Origin of the sequence: Aeromonas sp. S9(2024), assembly GCF_041403185.1 — a bacterium.
Lineage (GTDB): Bacteria > Pseudomonadota > Gammaproteobacteria > Enterobacterales > Aeromonadaceae > Aeromonas > Aeromonas enteropelogenes.
Map to the genome: position 1 here is coordinate 292,307 of NZ_JBGLRE010000002.1, position 17,896 is coordinate 310,202.

General features: G+C 59.5%; 16 protein-coding genes, 1 tRNA gene and 1 pseudogene. 16 read left to right on the forward strand and 2 right to left on the reverse strand.

What is annotated here, in order from left to right; all coding sequences use genetic code 11:
• Positions 1-11 precede the first annotated feature (11 nt).
• Entirely contained in the window at positions 12-773 is a 762-nt protein-coding gene (gene kduD / locus ACB028_RS04595) for a 2-dehydro-3-deoxy-D-gluconate 5-dehydrogenase KduD (RefSeq protein WP_371143630.1), read from the forward strand.
• Positions 774-838: 65 nt separating this feature from the next.
• Complete coding sequence (locus ACB028_RS04600) at positions 839-1,348, forward strand: YgjV family protein (RefSeq protein WP_124238771.1); 510 nt, start codon at positions 839-841, stop codon at positions 1,346-1,348.
• Between the two features lie 76 nt (positions 1,349-1,424).
• Here ACB028_RS04600 and kdgR read toward each other — a convergent pair whose 3' ends face one another.
• Positions 1,425-2,231, reverse strand: a complete 807-nt coding sequence (kdgR, locus tag ACB028_RS04605) for a DNA-binding transcriptional regulator KdgR (protein WP_371143631.1) — start codon at positions 2,229-2,231, stop codon at positions 1,425-1,427.
• Positions 2,232-2,612: 381 nt separating this feature from the next.
• On the opposite strand from kdgR, the gene ACB028_RS04610 reads away from it, so the two are divergent.
• The 14 genes and pseudogenes from ACB028_RS04610 (at position 2,613) to ACB028_RS04675 (ending at position 17,595) form a co-directional block, all read left to right on the forward strand.
• The gene (locus tag ACB028_RS04610) at positions 2,613-3,584 is read left to right on the forward strand and encodes a sugar kinase (RefSeq protein WP_371143632.1); all 972 of its coding nucleotides are present in this window, start codon (positions 2,613-2,615) and stop codon (positions 3,582-3,584) included.
• Complete coding sequence (locus tag ACB028_RS04615; RefSeq protein ID WP_042027749.1) at positions 3,568-4,188, forward strand: bifunctional 4-hydroxy-2-oxoglutarate aldolase/2-dehydro-3-deoxy-phosphogluconate aldolase; 621 nt, start codon at positions 3,568-3,570, stop codon at positions 4,186-4,188. Before ACB028_RS04610 ends, ACB028_RS04615 begins: the two co-directional genes overlap by 17 nt.
• 95 nt (positions 4,189-4,283) lie before the next feature.
• Positions 4,284-4,757: a YhcH/YjgK/YiaL family protein gene (locus ACB028_RS04620; RefSeq protein ID WP_371143633.1), complete on the forward strand. Its 474-nt coding sequence runs from the start codon at positions 4,284-4,286 to the stop codon at positions 4,755-4,757.
• Between the two features lie 319 nt (positions 4,758-5,076).
• Entirely contained in the window at positions 5,077-6,087 is a 1,011-nt protein-coding gene (locus ACB028_RS04625; RefSeq protein WP_124238776.1) for a TRAP transporter substrate-binding protein, read from the forward strand.
• Positions 6,088-6,139: 52 nt separating this feature from the next.
• Complete coding sequence (locus ACB028_RS04630) at positions 6,140-6,700, forward strand: TRAP transporter small permease (protein WP_371143634.1); 561 nt, start codon at positions 6,140-6,142, stop codon at positions 6,698-6,700.
• A 2-nt stretch (positions 6,701-6,702) separates the two neighbouring features.
• On the forward strand, positions 6,703-8,010 hold the full coding sequence (locus tag ACB028_RS04635) for a TRAP transporter large permease (protein WP_042027755.1): 1,308 nt from the start codon (positions 6,703-6,705) through the stop codon (positions 8,008-8,010).
• A gap of 771 nt (positions 8,011-8,781) precedes the next feature.
• Positions 8,782-9,102, forward strand: coding sequence for a PTS sugar transporter subunit IIB (locus tag ACB028_RS04640; protein ID WP_026457940.1), 321 nt, complete (start codon positions 8,782-8,784; stop codon positions 9,100-9,102).
• Positions 9,103-9,133: 31 nt separating this feature from the next.
• Positions 9,134-10,474 (forward strand): annotated as a pseudogene (gene chbC, locus ACB028_RS04645) (PTS N,N'-diacetylchitobiose transporter subunit IIC).
• A gap of 52 nt (positions 10,475-10,526) precedes the next feature.
• Entirely contained in the window at positions 10,527-11,909 is a 1,383-nt protein-coding gene (locus tag ACB028_RS04650) for a glycoside hydrolase family 1 protein (protein WP_371143635.1), read from the forward strand.
• Positions 11,910-11,936: 27 nt separating this feature from the next.
• Positions 11,937-12,290 carry a PTS N,N'-diacetylchitobiose transporter subunit IIA gene (gene chbA / locus ACB028_RS04655; protein WP_026457347.1) on the forward strand — a complete coding sequence of 118 codons (354 nt, stop codon included), beginning with the start codon at positions 11,937-11,939 and terminating at the stop codon, positions 12,288-12,290.
• 54 nt (positions 12,291-12,344) lie between these two features.
• On the forward strand, positions 12,345-13,172 hold the full coding sequence (gene chbR, locus ACB028_RS04660; RefSeq protein WP_026457346.1) for a transcriptional regulator ChbR: 828 nt from the start codon (positions 12,345-12,347) through the stop codon (positions 13,170-13,172).
• A gap of 161 nt (positions 13,173-13,333) precedes the next feature.
• Positions 13,334-14,680: a 6-phospho-beta-glucosidase gene (locus ACB028_RS04665; RefSeq protein WP_042073023.1), complete on the forward strand. Its 1,347-nt coding sequence runs from the start codon at positions 13,334-13,336 to the stop codon at positions 14,678-14,680.
• 55 nt (positions 14,681-14,735) lie between these two features.
• Complete coding sequence (chbG, locus tag ACB028_RS04670) at positions 14,736-15,509, forward strand: chitin disaccharide deacetylase (protein ID WP_371143636.1); 774 nt, start codon at positions 14,736-14,738, stop codon at positions 15,507-15,509.
• Positions 15,510-15,789: 280 nt separating this feature from the next.
• Positions 15,790-17,595 (forward strand): amidohydrolase, encoded by a 1,806-nt coding sequence (locus tag ACB028_RS04675; RefSeq protein ID WP_371143637.1) that lies wholly within the window; start codon positions 15,790-15,792, stop codon positions 17,593-17,595.
• A 101-nt stretch (positions 17,596-17,696) separates the two neighbouring features.
• Here the strand turns inward: ACB028_RS04675 and ACB028_RS04680 are convergent.
• A tRNA-Ser gene (locus ACB028_RS04680) sits at positions 17,697-17,784 on the reverse strand.
• Positions 17,785-17,896: the final 112 nt, after the last annotated feature.

Here is a 17,896-nt window from a genome sequence, read left to right on the forward strand (position 1 = left end):
GAGGTAACGTTATGATTCTTAATGCATTCGATCTGAAAGGTAAGGTCGCCATCGTCACCGGTTGTGATACCGGGCTGGGTCAGGGTATGGCTCTCGGGCTCGCCGAGGCGGGTTGTGACATCGTCGGCATCAACATCGTCGAGCCCACCGACACCATCGCCAAGGTCGAGGCCATCGGTCGCCGCTTCCTGAGCCTGAAGGCCGACGTCAGCAAGGTGGAGAGCCTGCCCGCACTGGTGGATCAGGCAGTTTCCCACTTCGGTCATGTGGATGTGCTGGTGAACAATGCCGGCATCATTCGCCGGGAAGATGCGATCAATTTCAGCGAAAAAGATTGGGACGACGTGATGAACATCAACATCAAGAGCGTCTTCTTCATGTCCCAGGCGGTGGCCAGACAGTTCATCACCCAGGGCACAGGCGGCAAGATAGTCAACATCGCCTCCATGCTCTCCTATCAGGGCGGGATCCGCGTCCCCTCCTACACCGCCTCCAAGAGCGGCGTCATGGGCATCACTCGCCTGCTGGCCAACGAATGGGCAAGCAAGGGGATCAATGTCAACGCCATCGCCCCCGGCTACATGGCCACCAACAATACCGCAGCCCTGCGCGCCGACGATGACCGCAATGCCGCCATTCTGGAGCGGATCCCGGCAGGGCGCTGGGGCGTACCGGACGATATGATGGGCCCTGTGGTATTCCTGACCTCCGCCGCCTCCGACTACATCAATGGCTACACGATTGCCGTCGATGGCGGCTGGCTGGCCCGCTGATCCAGCGCAATGTGACAAGGCGCCGCAAGGCGCCTTTTGTCATTGTCCCCTGACAGGAGGGCGATATGTTTCTCGATAGCAACTGGTTTGCCCAATCCGTGGGGTTGCTGGCCTGCCTCGTTGGCGCCACGGCCTTCATGCAACGCCAGGACAACAAGCTCAGACTCCACCTCACCCTCAACGGCACCCTGATGGGTTTGCACTTCCTGCTGCTGGGATCCTCCGTGGCCGCCATCAACTGTCTGCTCTGTGCAGTACGCAACTGGGTTTCGGGTTACTACCGCGGCCTGGGCGTCATGCTGCTGTTTCTGGCGCTGGCCTGGCTGCTGGTCATCCCCCAGATTACCCATCCGGTGCAGATACTGACCCTGCTCGGCACCACCCTGAGCACCTATGCCCTGTTTCGCCTCAACGGCATTGCTCTGAGGCTCTGCATGCTGAGCAGTACCGTCTGTTGGCTGACCCATAATGTCTGGGCGGGATCCATCGGCGGCATCCTGCAGGAGAGCATCTTCTTCGTCATCAACAGCCACACCATCTTCAAGCTCTACCGGGCAACACCGCAAAACGCCTGACCGCGCAGGCAAACAGTCCCATACCACACATAAAAAAAGAGCAGGCCAAGCCTGCTCTTTATATGACGGATGAACCTTATCCGCGCTGGTCGTTCATCCCAAAGGGATAGTCGTGGAAGCCCAGACCGGCGGAAATCTTGGCCGCGGCATCATGCAACTGAGCCACCAGCGTCTCCTTGTCTTCCTGATGGAAACGCACCAGGGGCAGTGACAGGGAGAGCCCCGCGATGATCCGCCCCATACGGCTGTAGATGGGAACGGCGAAGCACCGCAGGCCGTGTTCCATCTCTTCCCTGTCTTCGGCATAACCCTGTTCCCGCACCTGTGCCAGCTCCACCAACAGTGCATCGACATCCTTCAGAGTGTGCTCGGTAAAGCGCTCGAAGGTCACGTCGGCCAGCATGGCGCGCACCTCGGTCTCGGGCAACCAGGCCATCATCACCTTGCCAAGGCCAGTGCTGTAAAGGGGACGACGGCGGCCGATACGGGAGTACATCCGCAGGTTGTATTCGGAGTCGATCTTGTGCAGATAGACGATGCTGTCTTCATCCAGCGTACCCAGATGCAGGGTCTCCTTGGTCAGCTTGCCAAGACGGTGCATCTGCTCATCGGCGATCTTGACCAGATCCTGGTGTTCCAACGCCTTGGCGCCCAGCTCGAACAGTTTCAGACTGAGGGCATACTTGTCGGTTTCCCCTTCCTGGGAGACATATCCCAGGGTTTTCATCGTTTGCAAAAAGCGGTAGACGGTGCTCTTGGACATCATGATGCGCTGGGAAAGCTCCGTCACCCCGATCTCTTTTTGTTCCCCGAGCGCCTGCAAAATGCCAAACACCTTGAGCACAGATGAGACTGAATCAGGCGAGTTATCTATCACAGACATGTCTACTTCCAAAAAAAATGATTGATTGTTTCATTGTATTTGAAATGAACTGGCAGTCATAGAGTTGGTGGCGATTATCCAGATAAATCAGTGAATAATGAGGACATTATGTGGCCTTGCTCACGTTGAGTCCCCTCTCTTCACCACACGGGAACGACCAGGTTTCGTCCCGCTGTTACCACCTCACCCGCTCCATGGCCCCTCTTTCTCGCCCTGTATTCCCTCGATAGTAGAAACACCTTTGGCGGGCGCATTTCGTCATCTTGGTCATACACAAGACCGACGTCACAAATTTAATGAAATTACGTTTTACTTTATTTCAATTGAATGGCAATTAAATAAAATGGTCGGGTCACCAACGCGAAGTACGCGGGAGAAATTATGGCTATCAACGTCGCCGTCATTGGCGAGTGCATGATCGAGTTGTCCGAAAACCGGGACGGCATAGTGCGCCATTTCGGGGGGGACACCCTCAACACCGCCGTCTATCTGACGCGCGCCAATCCAGATGTCGCCGTGCATTATGTCAGCGCCCTGGGCACGGATCCCATGAGCAGTGCCATGCTGGCCCAATGGCAACAGGAGGGGGTACACACCGAACTGGTACAGCGGCTCGACCACAAGCTGCCCGGCCTCTACCTCATCGAGACGGACGAGCGGGGGGAACGAACCTTCCACTACTGGCGCAACGACGCGGCGGCCCGCTACTGGTTGCAGACACCCAAAAGCGGCGAGATCTGCCGCCAACTGCAGGCGTTTGACTACCTCTACCTGAGTGGCATAAGCCTCGCCATCCTCTCTGATGAGGATCGCCAGACTCTGCTGCAGCGGCTGGCCGAGTGCCGGACCTCTGGCGTCCGAATCGTCTTCGACAACAATTATCGACCACGCCTTTGGGAGAGCCGGGAAGCGGCCAGGCAAGCCTATCGCGCCATGCTGGCCCTGACCGACATCGCCTTCCTGACCCTGGATGACGAGTTTGCCCTTTGGGGCGACAGCGAAGAGGCCCAATGCCTGGCCCGCACTCGCGAGCTGGGTGTCGAAGAGATCGTCATCAAGCGTGGCGCCGCCCCCTGCCTCATCGTCCAGCAGGCATACAGCTGTGAAGTGCCGGCCGTGGCGCTGGTAAAAGAGTGCGTGATCGACACGACCGCTGCCGGTGACTCGTTCAGTGCGGGTTACCTTGCTGCCAGACTGGCAGGGCAATCCCCGGCCGACTCAGCGCGTTATGCCCACCTGCTGGCAAGCACCGTTATTCAACACCGTGGTGCCATCATCCCTCTGACGGCGATGCCACCCCACATTACTCCTGACCAATCAGCCAACGAGGCTTCCCATGTCGATATTGCTTGAACAACTCTCCGCCCTGAAGATCATCCCCGTCATCGCCATCAAGGATGCCGATGATGCCGTCGCTCTCGGCCAGACCCTGATGGACAACGGCATGCCCAGCGCAGAGATCACCTTCCGCACTCCGGCTGCCGCCGAGTCTATCCGCCGCCTGCGGGAAGCCTTTCCGGAGATGATCATCGGTGCTGGTACCGTACTGACCACGGCCCAGGTCGATCAGGCCATCGAGGCCGGCGTAGACTTCATCGTGAGCCCGGGGCTCAACCCGCGCATAGTGCAATACTGCCAGGCCCGCGGCGTACCCATCATCCCGGGCGTCAACAACCCCAGCCTGGTGGAGCAGGCCATGGAGCTGGGTCTGCATACCCTCAAGTTCTTCCCGGCAGAGCCGTCCGGTGGACTGGGCATGCTCAAGGCCATGAGCGCCGTCTATCCGGTCTCCTTCATGCCCACCGGCGGCATCAGCCCGAGCAATGTGAAAGACTATCTGGCCCTGCCCGCCGTCTTTGCCTGTGGTGGCACCTGGATGGTCCCCGCCAACCTCATCGACAACCGCGAATGGCAAAAGATTGGTGCACTGGCCAAGGAGGCCATGGCCGCCCTGTAACATTGCGCAGACCCCTCTCGCGGGTCCGTCACGTCACCCCGGATCCGGCGATGCAACACGAGTGAGTCGCCGGCTCCATCCAAGGAGCTCACGCCATGATCACTGGCAATCTTAACCGGCTCGACATCGCCATGCTGCCCGCCCCGCTGCTGCAACTCCTGACTCGGGACGAGCTGTCTCTGTCTCGCCTGCAGCAACAGGAGGAGGGGAAATACAATCTCATCGACGATGCCGTCTTCTATATCGTCTCGCACCCCACCACGGATCAGGAGGCAAACCTGAAGAGCGAGTTTCACGATCGTTACCTCGATATCCAGATAGTGCTGGATGGCCAGGAGATGATCGCCACTAGCGCCACCGTCAGCTCTCCTCATACCTACCCGGAGACAAAACCGGATCTGCTCTTTCTGGAGGACCCGGCGATCACCACCCGATTGCAGCTCGAGCGCGGTGACTTCGCCATCTTCTACCCCGGCGAGGTACACAGACCCACCTGCCAGGTACGAGCACCAGCCAGAATCAAGAAGGCCGTGTTCAAGGTTTGCAAACATTGGCTGGCCGCGCAGTAATCCGGGCCAACGTCTGCGATACAGCCCCCGCCCTTGTGGGGGCTGATTGTTTTTATCCCCTTTTGGATCGCCAACACAGCCAGCCCAAGAGCCCATTGGCAAGTTCCCACCCCCCCCCTGCACCCCGTGTTGAGAGCCGGTTTGCAGCCTTGCCTTACCGCCTGTAACGGAATGCAACACCGCCATCCCACAAAAAATGATTTCAAATTCTCACAAAATAGAAACGCCATTTCATTAACTTGAGTTTGATCACTGAAATCGTGCCGGATTCACGTAGCATAAACACCATCAAGATAACCAACCCATAGAGGGGTTACACATGCGTACGAAGAATGCTCTGCCCAAGTTGTCTCTTATTGGCACTGTTGTAGCCGCTGGTCTGTTTCTGACTGGATGTGGTGAAGACAGCAAGGCTGCTGGTCCCGTGATTTTGAAAACAGCGTTCAACCAGTCCGAGAACAACCCCCAGTACAAGGCTCTTGAAGATTTCAGCCAGAAACTGGAAGCCGCCACCGGCGGGAAATACAAGCTGGAGATCCACCCGAACGAACTGCTGGGTGATCAGCGTGCCGCGCTGGAGCTGGTCCAGTCCGGCGCCATCCAGCTGGCGGTGGTTGCCAACCCTCTGGTCGAGAACTTCAACAAGAACTTCTCCGTACTGGCTATGCCCTACATCTATGACAGCCCCGAGCACCAGCGCAAAGTGTTCACCGGCGGAACCCTGGATGCCCTGTTCAGCTCCACCAAGGGCAACGGCTTCGAGGTATTGACCGCCTACACCGCCGGCGCGCGCAGCATGTATGTCAAGGGAGCCCCCATCAAGACCCCCGAAGACATGAAAGGGAAGAAGATCCGGGTCATGCAGTCCGACACCATGGTCAAGATGCTGGGCTGCATGGGGGGAACCGGTGTGCCCATGGGACAGGGCGAGGTCTACTCAGCCATCCAGCAAGGGGTGCTGGATGGTGCCGAGAATAACGAGATCACCTATGCCGACCTGAAACAGTACGAGGTGGCACCACACTTCTCCTATACCCGTCATGTGATGGTGGCCGACCTGCTGGTGGTCAACGAAAATTTCCTGAGCCAGATGGATGCCGCAGATCAGGCCACCTTCCGCAAGCTGGCCAAGGAGAGTACCTCGACCGAGTTTGACCTCTTCAGCCAAGCACTGGAAAGCGCGAAGCAGACTGCTACCAGCCAGGGAGCCACTTTTACCGAGGTGGATATCGCCCCCTTCCAGGCTCGCTGCAAGCCGCTGCAGGAGACCCTGCTGACCACGCCGGAACAGAAAGACATTTTCAGCAAGATCCGCGCATTGGCCAACTAATGCCGCTTGTTGCCAGGGGCTGCCATCGCAGCCCCTTTTATGAGGATCAGTCATGAAACCCACTGAACAACCGACTCCTTTCTCTGCACCAAGTGAACCCGCTGTTCAGAAGGGCTTCTGCGCCACCCTGACCAGCATCAAGCAGAAAGTGGATCTTGCCGTCTCCTACTTTTGCATCGCCCTCGTGGGGGTGATGACGCTGCTGGTCACCTATCAGGTCGTGACCCGTTATCTGTTCAACAGCCCCAGTGCCGTAAGCGAAGTGCTTTCCCGCTACCTGTTCATCTGGCTGGTCCTGATCGGGGGCGCCTACGTCTTCGGTCTGCGTGAGCACATGGCGATCACCTTCATGCGCGATCGTATGCCCCACAATGTGCGCATCCTGATGGAGATGATCGGCGAGCTGGCCACCACGGCCTTTGCCCTGTTGGTCCTGACAGTGGGTGGCTATATCGGCATGAATCGCCAGATGGGGCAACTCGACTCCGCGCTGCAGATCCCCATCGGGGTGATCTATGCCGCCATTCCCATCAGCGGCGTGCTGGCTGTCTTCTACTGCCTGTACAACCAGTACGGGTTGGCCAGGCAATTCTCCTTCAAGCAAAAGGTGTAACCATGGATATTGCGGTTGTTGTTGCGCTGGTGATGTTCATCGGTGCGTTTATCCTGCTGTTCATCGGCACCCCCATCAGCATCAGTATCGGGCTCTCCTCCTTCCTGGCGATGGCGATGATCCTGCCGTTTGATGGCGCCATCCTGACCTCGGCCCAGCGAGTCTTCGTCGGCCTGGACTCTTTCGCCCTGCTGGCCATCCCCTTCTTCATCCTGGCCGGCAACCTGATGAACAATGGCGGCATCGCCATCCGGCTGATCAACTGCGCCAAGATCGTCAGCAACTTCCTGCCCGGCCCCCTGGCCCAAACCAACGTGGTCGCCAACATGCTGTTTGGCTCCATCAGTGGGTCCGGCGTCGCCTCTGCGGCGGCCATCGGCGGCATCATGTCCCCGATCCAGAAGAAGGATAACTACGATCCCGCCTTCAGCGCCGCGGTCAACATTGCCTCGGCCCCGACCGGCATGCTGATCCCCCCCAGCAACTCCCTGATCGTCTATGCCACAGTGGCAGGCAGCGTCTCCATTACCGCCCTGTTCATGGGAGGATATGTCCCCGGCATCCTGTGGGGACTGGGGGTTATGCTGGTAGCGGGCTTCATCGCCAAGCGTCGTGGCTATGTGGCGGAGAAAAATTCCCTCAAGGGTCAGCATCTCAAGCTGCTGCTGGATGCGGTTCCCAGCCTGATGATGATAGTAGTGGTCATTGGCGGCATTCTCGGGGGGATCTTCACGGCCACCGAGGCCTCTGCCATTGCCGTGGTCTACTCCCTCGTGCTCGGCATATGCTACCGGAACATCAAGGCGGCCGACCTGCCAGCCATCTTCCTGGCGACCGCCAAGATGACGGCCATCGTGATCCTGATGCTGGCCGCCTCCTCCATCATGTCCTGGGTGATGGCGTTCACCAAGATCCCGGCCCTGATCGCCTCCGGCCTGCTCTCCTTCACCGACAGCTTCCTGATCATCCTGCTGATCATGAACCTGGTGCTGCTGCTGGTGGGCACCTTCATGGACCCAACCCCGGCAGTGCTGATCTTCACCCCCATCTTCCTGCCCATCTGCACCCAGTTCGGCATGGATCCGGTGCAGTTCGGCATCATGATGATCTTCAACCTCTCCCTGGGCACCATAACACCACCAGTCGGCCCCATCCTGTTCACCGGCTGCAAGATTGGAGAGATCAAGATTGAGGGGGTCATCAAGCCGCTGCTGCCCTTCTTCGCGGTCATCGCGCTGGTGCTGCTGCTGGTCACCTATGTGCCAGCCATCTCGATGGCACTGCCCCAGGCGATGGGTCTGGTGGGATAATTCACCAACATTGACATACTGGCGTCTGCGCCCTGCAAGAGACGACTCGCGGCCCCGGCACTTTGTACCGGGGCCGCTTCTTTTCTCTCGCCTTGGCGCCTTGGCCTTTTCAGAGGGGGAGAGAGAACGCAAGCCAAGGCGTTTCCCTCTTCTACGGGCTCAGCTTTCTTTATCTGATCCGCTTTGCTTGCTTCACCGACTGCTCTATTTTGCCTGTCCTGCTTTCTGCTGCCTCTCCCGCTCTTTGCCAGTTAGCGCTTGTCACTCTTCCTTATTATCTCTTTTGCCCCTCTCTCACCTTTCAGGCGCCCTGACCGCCCTCCCCTCTCTGGTTGATTCCTCATTAACGCGAGGTCAATAAAACCCCATCTGAGTGATATTAAGACGATATGAAAGATCTGGCGGGAATATCAATCAGATTGCATTCGCTTGTGAATTTGAACCGGTGAAGACAATTTCGCATTTTTCTCGCAAAGCAGGTCAATAAGCCACAACAAACACACAAACAATTGATTTAATTGAAAATAAATCTTAAGCCTCACTTTTTATCTTCGTTATGTCGCCTTTTCCCCAATCCTGGCACATCGAAAACTGTGAAGGGCGGCAGATTGCATAGTCAATCAGAGACAATTGATTTAAACCGCGAAATACCAGTCAAACAGGATGTGTCGATACAATAAGGTCAATTGGAGATGATCAAGGCTTGCAGCGCGACTCGCCGCCGTCTCGACCGGTTTGTTCATTTGATTTTCAAGCGTTGAGGGAATGGTTATGGAAAAGAAGCACATCTACCTGTTTTGCTCTGCCGGGATGTCCACGTCACTGCTGGTCTCGAAGATGAAGGCGCAGGCAGAAAAATATGATGTCCCCGTGGTGATCGATGCCTATCCGGAGACCCTGGCCGCCGAGAAGGGGGTCGATGCCGACCTGATCCTGCTGGGCCCGCAAATCGCCTACATGCTGCCGGAAATCCAGCAACAACTGCCGGGCAAGCCGGTCGAGGTGATCGACTCCATCCTGTACGGAAAAGTGGATGGTCTGGGTGTTCTCAAGGCGGCCGTCGCGGCCATCAAGCAGCACAGCGCACAGTAAGGAGAGGGATGTGAGCAACCTTATCGCATCGATGGAGAAGGCAATCCTGCCGATTGCCGTGAAGCTGGGCAAACAGCCTCACGTCAATGCCATCAAGAACGGCTTTATCAAACTGATGCCCCTGACACTCGCCGGGGCCATGTTTGTGCTGATCAACAACGTGTTTCTGAGCTTTGGCGAGGGCTCTTTTTTCTACTCCATGGGGGTGCGGCTCGATCCCGCCACCATCGCCACCCTGGATGGCTTCAAGAGCATAGGGGGCAGCGTCTACAACGGCACCCTGGGGATCATGTCCCTGATGACCCCCTTCTTCATCGGCATGGCGCTGGCGGAAGAGCGCAAGGTTGACCCGCTCGCCGCCGGTCTGCTGTCGGTTGCCGCCTTCATGACGGTCACTCCGTTCAGCGTCGGTGAAGCCTACGCCGTCGGTGCCAACTGGCTGGGCGGCGCCAACATCATCTCCGGCATGCTGATCGGTATCGCCGTGGCCGAGATGTTCACCTTCATCGTGCGCCGCAACTGGGTGATCCGCCTGCCCGACAGCGTGCCAGGCTCAGTCTCCCGCTCCTTCTCGGCGCTGATCCCGGGCTTCATCATCCTCTCCATCATGGGGGTGATCGCCTACCTGCTCGGCAACGCCGGCACCAACTTCCATCAGCTCATCATGGATACCATCTCCACGCCGCTGGCCAGCATGGGTGGCCTGGTGGGCTGGGTCTATGTGCTCTTCTCCCCGCTGCTCTGGTTCTTCGGGGTACATGGCTCCCTGGCGCTCTCCGCCCTCGAGAACGGCATCCTGGTGCCATTTACCCTGGAGAACGTGGCGCTCTACACCCAATACGGCTCGGTCGAAGCGGCGCTGGCCGCCGGCAAGGAGTTCCATGTCTGAACCAAGCCGATGCTCGACTCTTACATCTATCTGGGTGGTACCGGTGCGACCCTCGGCCTTATCCTGGCCATCTTCATGGTCTCCCGCCGCGATGACTACCGTCAAGTCGCCAAGCTGGGCCTGCCCTCCGGCATGTTCCAGATCAACGAACCCATCCTGTTCGGCCTGCCGGTCATCATGAACCCTGTGCTGCTCATCCCCTTCGTGATGGTGCAGCCGGTACTGACGGGCATCACCCTGTTTGCCTACTACACGGGGTTCATTCCACCCATCACCAACATGGCGCCATGGACCATGCCGGCGGGACTGGGGGCCTTCTTCAATACCAACGGTAGCGTGGCGGCCTTCCTGCTGGCCCTGTTCAACCTGGGGGTGGCCACCATGATGTATGTGCCGTTCGTCATCATCGCCAACAAGGCCCAGAACGTCATCGAAGAGGAAGAAGAGAGCGAGGAAGATATCGCTCAGGCCCTGAAGTTCTGACGACATGCGCGGGAGGAGCCCGGCTCCTCCCGCCAGTTTGGAGAAACGCAGTATGCAGTATCGTTTTCCGGATAACTTCTGGTGGGGCAGTGCCAGCTCGGCACCACAGATGGAGGGCGCCGCCGCTCGCGGCGGCAAGTCCGCCAACATTTTCGATCACTGGTTTGCCATCGCGCCGGAGCGCTTTCACGGTGGCATAGGCCCGACCGATACCTCCACCTTTTACGACCACTTCGAGAGCGACATCGCCCTGCTCAAGCAGTTGGGCCACAACAGCTTTCGTACCTCCATCTCCTGGTCACGACTGATCCCGGATGGCACCGGCGAGATCAACCCCGAGGCCGTCGCCTTCTACAACGCTGTATTTGACCGCCTGCTGGCCGAGGGGATAACCCCGCTCATCAACCTCTACCACTTCGACATGCCCATGTGCATGCAGGAGCGTGGCGGCTGGGAGAGCCGGGAAGTGGTCGCCGCCTACATCCACTACGCCAGCCACTGCTTTGCCCTGTTTGGCGATCGCATCAAGCACTGGTTCACCTTCAACGAGCCCATAGTGCCGGTCGAGTGCGGCTACCTGGGTCACCATCACTACCCCTGCGTGATCGACTTTGGCCGGGCGGTCACCGTCGCCTACCACACGGCGCTGGCCCATGCCGGCGCGGTGCAGGCCTACCGGGCACGCCAGGAAGATGGCGAAATTGGCATCATCCTCAATCTGACGCCGACCTATCCCCGCTCCCAAGAGCCCGCCGATCTGCAGGCTTCCCGTCGGGCGGATCTGCTGCTCAACAAGAGCTTCCTCGACCCGGCCCTCAAGGGCTGCTACGACCCCGAGCTGATCGCCCTGCTGGAGCAGTACGACTTGCTACCCCAGGTAGCGGAAGGAGACAAGGCGCTGCTCGCCGCCGGCAAGGTGGATCTGCTCGGCATCAACTATTACCAGCCGCGCCGGGTCAAGGCCAAGGACGAACCCTGGTCAGGCACGCCGCGCACCCCGGAGGATCTCTTCGACTATTACGAGATGCCGGGGCGCAAGATGAACCCCCATCGCGGCTGGGAGATCTACGAGAAAGGGATCTACGACATTCTCACCGATCTGCGGGTCAACTACGGCAACCTGCCCTGCTACATCTCGGAGAACGGCATGGGAGTCGAGGGGGAGGAGCGCTTCATCGGCCCGCAAGGGCGGGTGGAAGATGACTACCGCATCGACTTCATCCGCGGGCACCTTGAGTGGCTGCACCGCGCCCTCGAGGAGGGCAGCGCCTGTCGCGGTTATCACCTCTGGACCTTTATCGACAACTGGTCCTGGCTCAATGCCTATAAAAACCGCTACGGCCTGGTGCGCCTCGATCTCGAAACCCAGCAGCGTACCATCAAGAAGAGCGGTCACTGGTTTGCCGACGTCGCCCGTCACAATGGTTTCAATTAACCGGTTTCAATCAAGGAGAAAGCAAACATGTTCGATCTGGATCAAATCCCCGCAGAGAGCGATACCGCCAGCGATCTGGAAGAGGTAGTGATGGGGCTCATCATCAACTCGGGGCAGGCCCGCAGCCTGGCCTATACCGCCCTGAAGAAAGCCAAGGAGGGGGATCTGGCCGCCGCCCACCAGCTGATGGCCCAATCCCGCGAGGCACTGAATGCCGCCCACCTGGTGCAGACCCAGCTGATCGAGGGGGATCAGGGGGAAGGCAAGATCCCGGTCACCCTGGTGCTGGTGCATGCCCAGGATCATCTGATGACCTCCATGCTGGCCCGTGAGCTGATCAGCGAGCTGATCGAGCTGCACGAGAAGCTGCAGAGCAAGTAATCCCAGAGCGGGGCACCCTGCCCCGTCATAGGTTCGCAGATCAGGAAGCGACTCATGAGCGTCAAGACAATCCGGGAAACCGAGCTGTTCAACAACAAACCGTTCCACATGTTCATCTACAACAAGCAGGTGAGCGGAACCGGTTTGCACCAGCACGACTACTACGAGTTCACCCTGGTATTGACCGGTCGCTACTATCAGGAGGTCAATGGCAAGCGGGTGCTGCTGGAGCGGGGAGACGTGGTCTTCATCCCGCTGGGCTCCAGCCACCAGAGCTTCTACGAGTTCGGCACCACCCGCATCTTCAACGTCGGGATCAGCCGCAGCTACTTTGACGAGCACTTCAAATACCTGCTGCCGGATCACTTCGTCGCCTCCCAGGCCTATCAGCTCAAGAGCGAGTTTCTCAGCTACATAGAATCGGTGCTGGTCTCCCCCGGTTTTCGGGAAGAGGCGCTGACCGAATTTCTCGAGGTGGTGACCTTTGCGGTGATGAACCGGCTGCGTCACTACAAGGAGGCCTCCGCCAGCGAGGATCTCCCCCTCTGGCTCCACGAGACAGTGGAAAAGATGCACAACCGTCCCCTCTTTGCCGAAGATGCGCTGGCCAACATGGTCTCCCTCTGCGGCAAGAGCCAGGAGTACCTGACCCGGGCCACCCGGCGTTACTACAACAAGACGCCGATGCAGATCATCAACGAGATCCGGGTCAACTACGCCAAGATGCAACTGGAAGTGACCAACAACTCGGTGGCCGACATCGCCTTCGAGACCGGCTACAACGACGTCAGCCTGTTTATCAAGAACTTCAAGAAACTGACCTCGTTTACCCCGGGGAGCTATCGCAAATATCTCTACCCGAAATTTGAAACCCCTGCCTGAGGCGGGGCCCTGTTCCAGATGTAAAACAGTGAGTTAGATAACGATTCGCCCATTTTGACCAGCCCCTGCATCAGGCGGCTGCGGCCCCGCTCATCCCTGGCTCGGCGCCAGAGCAGAGCGGCCCCTGTTCAACCAGATAGAGAAAGATGAAAGAGGGATTTATGAACGAGAAGATCAAGGTAGTCACCATAGGCGGCGGCAGCAGCTACACCCCGGAACTGGTCGATGGCTTCATCAAGCGTTATGCCGAGCTGCCCATCAGCGAGCTGTGGCTGGTCGACATTCCCGCCGGCGAAGAGAAACTGAACATCATCTTCAGTCTGTGCCAGCGGATGATCCGCCAGGCCGGCATCCCCATGACGTTGCACAAGACCCTGGATCGCCGCGAAGCGCTGGCGGGCGCCCACTTCGTGACGACCCAGCTGCGGGTCGGCCAGCTGCAGGCGCGGGAAAAAGACGAGCGCATCCCCTTGAGCCACGGCATGTTGGGGCAGGAAACCAACGGCGCCGGTGGCCTGTTCAAGGGGCTGCGCACCATCCCCGTCATCTTCGATATCATCCGTGATATCGAGGAGCTCTGCCCGGATGCCTGGCTCATCAACTTCACCAATCCGGCCGGCATGGTGACCGAGGCAGTCCACCGCCACACCAACTTCCGCCGCTTTGTCGGGGTGTGCAACATTCCGGTCGGCATGAAGATGTTCGTCAAGGATGCCCTGAAGCTGACCGAGCAGGATCACCTCTCCATGGATCTGTTCGGCCTCAACCACCTGGTCTTCATCGGCGACGTGCTGGTGAACGGCGAGTCCCGCTTCGACGAGCTGCTGGAAGGGGTAGCCGACGGCACCCTGACCCGCGCCAGCTCGGTCAAGAACATCTTCGACCTCCCCTTCGATGCCAGCCTCATCCGCGGGCTGCGCCTGCTCCCCTGCTCCTATCTGCGTTACTACTTCAAGGAGAAGGAGATGCTGGGGATCGAGATGGGCGAGTTCTACAAGGGCGGGGCCCGCGCCCAGGTGGTGCAAGAGGTCGAGAAAAAGCTGTTCGATCTCTACCAGAACCCCGAGCTGTGCGAAAAACCCAAGGAGTTGGAGCTGCGTGGCGGCGCCTACTACTCGGATGCCGCCTGCGAGGTGATCAGCGCCATCTACAACGACAAGCAGAGCGAGCACTATGTCATCATTCCCCACCAGGGCCATGTCACCAATATCCCGGCCGACTGGACGGTGGAGATGACCTGCCGGATCGGACGTGATGGCGCCATCCCCCACCCCCGTCTCACCCGCTTTGACGACAAGGTGAATGGTCTGGTACACCTCATCAAGAGCTTCGAGATCGCCGCCTCCCGGGCCGCCATCAGCGGCAACATGGAGGATCTGCTGCTCGCCATGAACCTCAACCCGCTCATTCACTCCGACAACGATGCCCGCCTCGTTGCCCGCGAGCTGTTGCTGGCCCACCGCGAACACCTGCCTAACTTCGCTGCCGCCATCGACGCCCTCGCCTGAGACCATCGCGCCCCGTTTGATTACGAGCGGGGCGCCTGAAAGGAAGAGAACCGTCATGAGCAAGAGATTGATCATCAATGCCGACGACTTCGGTCTGTGCCGCGCCCAGAACTACGGCATCATCGAGGCCTTCACTCAAGGCGTCGTCAGCTCCACCACCGCCATCGTGACCTCCCCGGCCATCGAACATGCCGCCTGGCTGGCCGGGCGCTTCCCCGAGCTGCCGGTGGGGCTGCACTTCATGCTGAGCTGGGGACGCCCGCTCACCCCGCTCACCTGCCTGGTCAACGAACAGGGGATGCTGGACAAGGGGATCTGGCAAAAGAGCGAGGCGGGCATCCTCGACCCAGAGGAGATCCGCTGTGAGCTGGCAAGCCAGTACCAGCGCTTTATCGACCTCTTTGGCAAGGCGCCCACCCATATCGACAGCCACCACCATGTGCATATGCTGCCGACCCTCTACCCGCTGGTGGAAGCCTTTGCCATGGAGCACCGGCTGCCCCTTCGCATCGACCGCGGCGAGATCGCCCGCCATGGCCTGAGCGTGCACCATACCCTGAGCTGCGATCAGTTTGACGCCCGCTTCTACGGGGAGCAGCTGACCCGGGACACCCTGCTGCAGCTGCTGGACGAGGCTGATGAACTTGGGGCCAGTTCCCTCGAGATCATGTGCCACCCCTCCTTCATCGATCTGGAGATGCAGGGCAGCTCCTATTGCCAGCCCCGCCTCACCGAGCTCGCCATCCTGACCGACCCGGCCCTGCCGCCACTCATCGCCAAACGGGGCTATCGCCTCGCCAACTATCGGGAGTGGCACACTGAGTCATAAACAGGGCTGCCAGCATGAGGGAACGCCGGAAAAGGAAGCGGCGGGGGAGCCTGGTGGCGCCCCCGCCGCGTTTATGATGAAATCGGTCAATTTGGCTGCTGCATCACTTTTGAGCAGGGTAATTCCTTGTATATTCATTCATTTGCTGCGAAGCAAACCTGCCCGGCCGGGACGTGATCGCCCTGTTGCGTGACAGGGTACCGTCACCCTCCCGGGTCATTGTTTACATGGACAATCTGCACGGACAAGGTGCACCGACAACGCGCACGGAGAATGCCAGATGAAACTTGCCCCCATCGCCATCGCCCTGCTGGCCGCCAGCTCGGCTTATGCCGTCAGCCCCGCCAAACCCACCGCCCAGACCATCTACCTCGGGGGCGACATAGTCACCGTTAACGACGCGGCGCCAACGGCCGAGGCGCTGGCCATCAAGAATGGCCGCATTCTGGCGCTGGGCAGCGAGGCCGACATCCTCAAGCTGCGCGACGAGGCGACCCGTGTGGTCAACCTGCAGGGCAAGACCCTGATCCCGGGCTTTATCGATGGCCATGGCCACGTCTTCAACACCGGCATCCAGGCGCTCTCGGCCAACCTGCTGGCCCCGCCCGATGGCGCTGTGACCCGCATAGCGGAGCTGCAGCAAGGACTGCGAGACTGGGCCGCCAAACCGCAAAACAAGGCACACGGGATTATTTTGGGATTTGGCTATGACGACTCCCAGCTCAAGGAGAAGCGCCACCCCACCCGTCAGGAGCTGGATGCGGTCTCAGAGGATCTGCCGGTGATCATCATCCACCAGTCGGGCCACCTCGCCACCCTCAACAGCAAGGCGCTGGCGCTGGCCGGCTTCAGCCCGGACAGCAAGGATCCGGAAGGGGGCAAGATCCGCCGTGAAGCGGACGGCAAGACTCCGGATGGTGTGCTGGAGGAGACCGCCTTCTTTGGCGCCTTGCTGCCGATGTTCGCCAAGTTGAACAACCAGGAAAACGAGGCAATCTTCAAGGCGGGCATGGCGCTCTACGCCAGCTTCGGTTACACCACGGCCCAGGAGGGGCGCGCCTCCTCGTCCGCCGTCAAGACCATGTACCAGCTGGCCCAGAAAGAGAAGCTGCCCCTCGACGTGGCGGCCTATCCCGATATCCAGATCGCGCGGGATGTCATCGCCCCGCCCTACTACGCCCAGCAGTACATGAACGGCTTTCGGGTAGCAGGGGCCAAACTCAATCTCGATGGCTCCCCCCAGGGCAAGACCGCCTGGCTGACCCAGCCCTATTTCGTCCCCCCTGCAGGACAAGAGGTCGGCTACAAGGGCTACCCCAGCATGAGCGACGAGCAGGCCGCCCATTACATCGAACTGGCCCAGCGCAACGGCTGGCAGCTGCTCACCCACGTCAACGGGGATGCCGCCATCGATCAGCTGATCAAGGGGGTGGAGGCCAGCGAGAAACAGCATGGCAAGCCGGATCGCGGCTTCGTCGCCATCCATGCCCAGACCGCCCGCAAGGATCAGGTCGCCTCGTTCCAGCGGCTCGGCATCTTCCCCTCCTTTTTCCCGATGCACACCTTCTACTGGGGGGACTGGCACAGTGACTCCGTGCTCGGCAAGGAGCGGGCGCAGCATATCTCCCCCACCGGATGGGCGCGGGAGCTGGGGATGATCTTCACCTCCCACCACGACTCGCCGGTGGCGCTGCCTGACTCCATGCGGGTCTATTATGCGACCGTCAACCGGGTCAGCCGCACCGGCCGCCCCATCGGACCGGATCAGCGAGTCTCCGCGCTGGAAGGATTGAAGGCCCAGACCCTGTGGGCGGCGACCCAATACAAAGAGGAGCGCAGCAAGGGATCTCTCGAGGTGGGCAAGCTGGCGGACATGGTGGTGCTCTCGGCCAACCCGCTCAAAGTGAAACCCGAGACCCTGGCCGATATCCGGGTCGAGGAGACGATCAAAGAGGGGGTTCCCGTCTATCAACGTGACGCGCAGAGCGCCGGCACCTCGCAAGGCTGTGCGGACTCGGCACGCTGCAGCGCCGTGGCTACCACGGCGATGGTGGCGGCCGGCATGCTGCATCACCAGCCGCACTGAGTGCAGATTGGCCTGACGCTCTGGCGCGTCGGGCCACCCTGCCCCGAATCGCAGATACGAAAAAGCCCGGTCGAATCATCGACCGGGCTTTTTCGTCAATATGGCGGAGGAGGTGGGATTTGAACCCACGGATGGTCGCCCATCGCCGGTTTTCAAGACCGGTGCATTCAGCCGCTCTGCCACCCCTCCGAACGGCGTGCATACTACGTCAAGCCCTTGTTCATATGCAATACATATTTGTTTTGGGATAGTAGGAGGCAATGAGCTGGGGTGTCGCTTGAAATCAGCACTCGTCATCCCA

Coding starts and splice junctions, on each gene's coding strand:
- kduD (WP_371143630.1), top strand. CDS start 12: ATGATTCTTAATGCATTCGATCTGAAAGGTAAGGTCGCCATCGTCACC.
- ACB028_RS04600 (WP_124238771.1), top strand. CDS start 839: ATGTTTCTCGATAGCAACTGGTTTGCCCAATCCGTGGGGTTGCTGGCC.
- kdgR (WP_371143631.1), bottom strand. CDS start 2,231: ATGTCTGTGATAGATAACTCGCCTGATTCAGTCTCATCTGTGCTCAAG.
- ACB028_RS04610 (WP_371143632.1), top strand. CDS start 2,613: ATGGCTATCAACGTCGCCGTCATTGGCGAGTGCATGATCGAGTTGTCC.
- ACB028_RS04615 (WP_042027749.1), top strand. CDS start 3,568: ATGTCGATATTGCTTGAACAACTCTCCGCCCTGAAGATCATCCCCGTC.
- ACB028_RS04620 (WP_371143633.1), top strand. CDS start 4,284: ATGATCACTGGCAATCTTAACCGGCTCGACATCGCCATGCTGCCCGCC.
- ACB028_RS04625 (WP_124238776.1), top strand. CDS start 5,077: ATGCGTACGAAGAATGCTCTGCCCAAGTTGTCTCTTATTGGCACTGTT.
- ACB028_RS04630 (WP_371143634.1), top strand. CDS start 6,140: ATGAAACCCACTGAACAACCGACTCCTTTCTCTGCACCAAGTGAACCC.
- ACB028_RS04635 (WP_042027755.1), top strand. CDS start 6,703: ATGGATATTGCGGTTGTTGTTGCGCTGGTGATGTTCATCGGTGCGTTT.
- ACB028_RS04640 (WP_026457940.1), top strand. CDS start 8,782: ATGGAAAAGAAGCACATCTACCTGTTTTGCTCTGCCGGGATGTCCACG.
- ACB028_RS04650 (WP_371143635.1), top strand. CDS start 10,527: ATGCAGTATCGTTTTCCGGATAACTTCTGGTGGGGCAGTGCCAGCTCG.
- chbA (WP_026457347.1), top strand. CDS start 11,937: ATGTTCGATCTGGATCAAATCCCCGCAGAGAGCGATACCGCCAGCGAT.
- chbR (WP_026457346.1), top strand. CDS start 12,345: ATGAGCGTCAAGACAATCCGGGAAACCGAGCTGTTCAACAACAAACCG.
- ACB028_RS04665 (WP_042073023.1), top strand. CDS start 13,334: ATGAACGAGAAGATCAAGGTAGTCACCATAGGCGGCGGCAGCAGCTAC.
- chbG (WP_371143636.1), top strand. CDS start 14,736: ATGAGCAAGAGATTGATCATCAATGCCGACGACTTCGGTCTGTGCCGC.
- ACB028_RS04675 (WP_371143637.1), top strand. CDS start 15,790: ATGAAACTTGCCCCCATCGCCATCGCCCTGCTGGCCGCCAGCTCGGCT.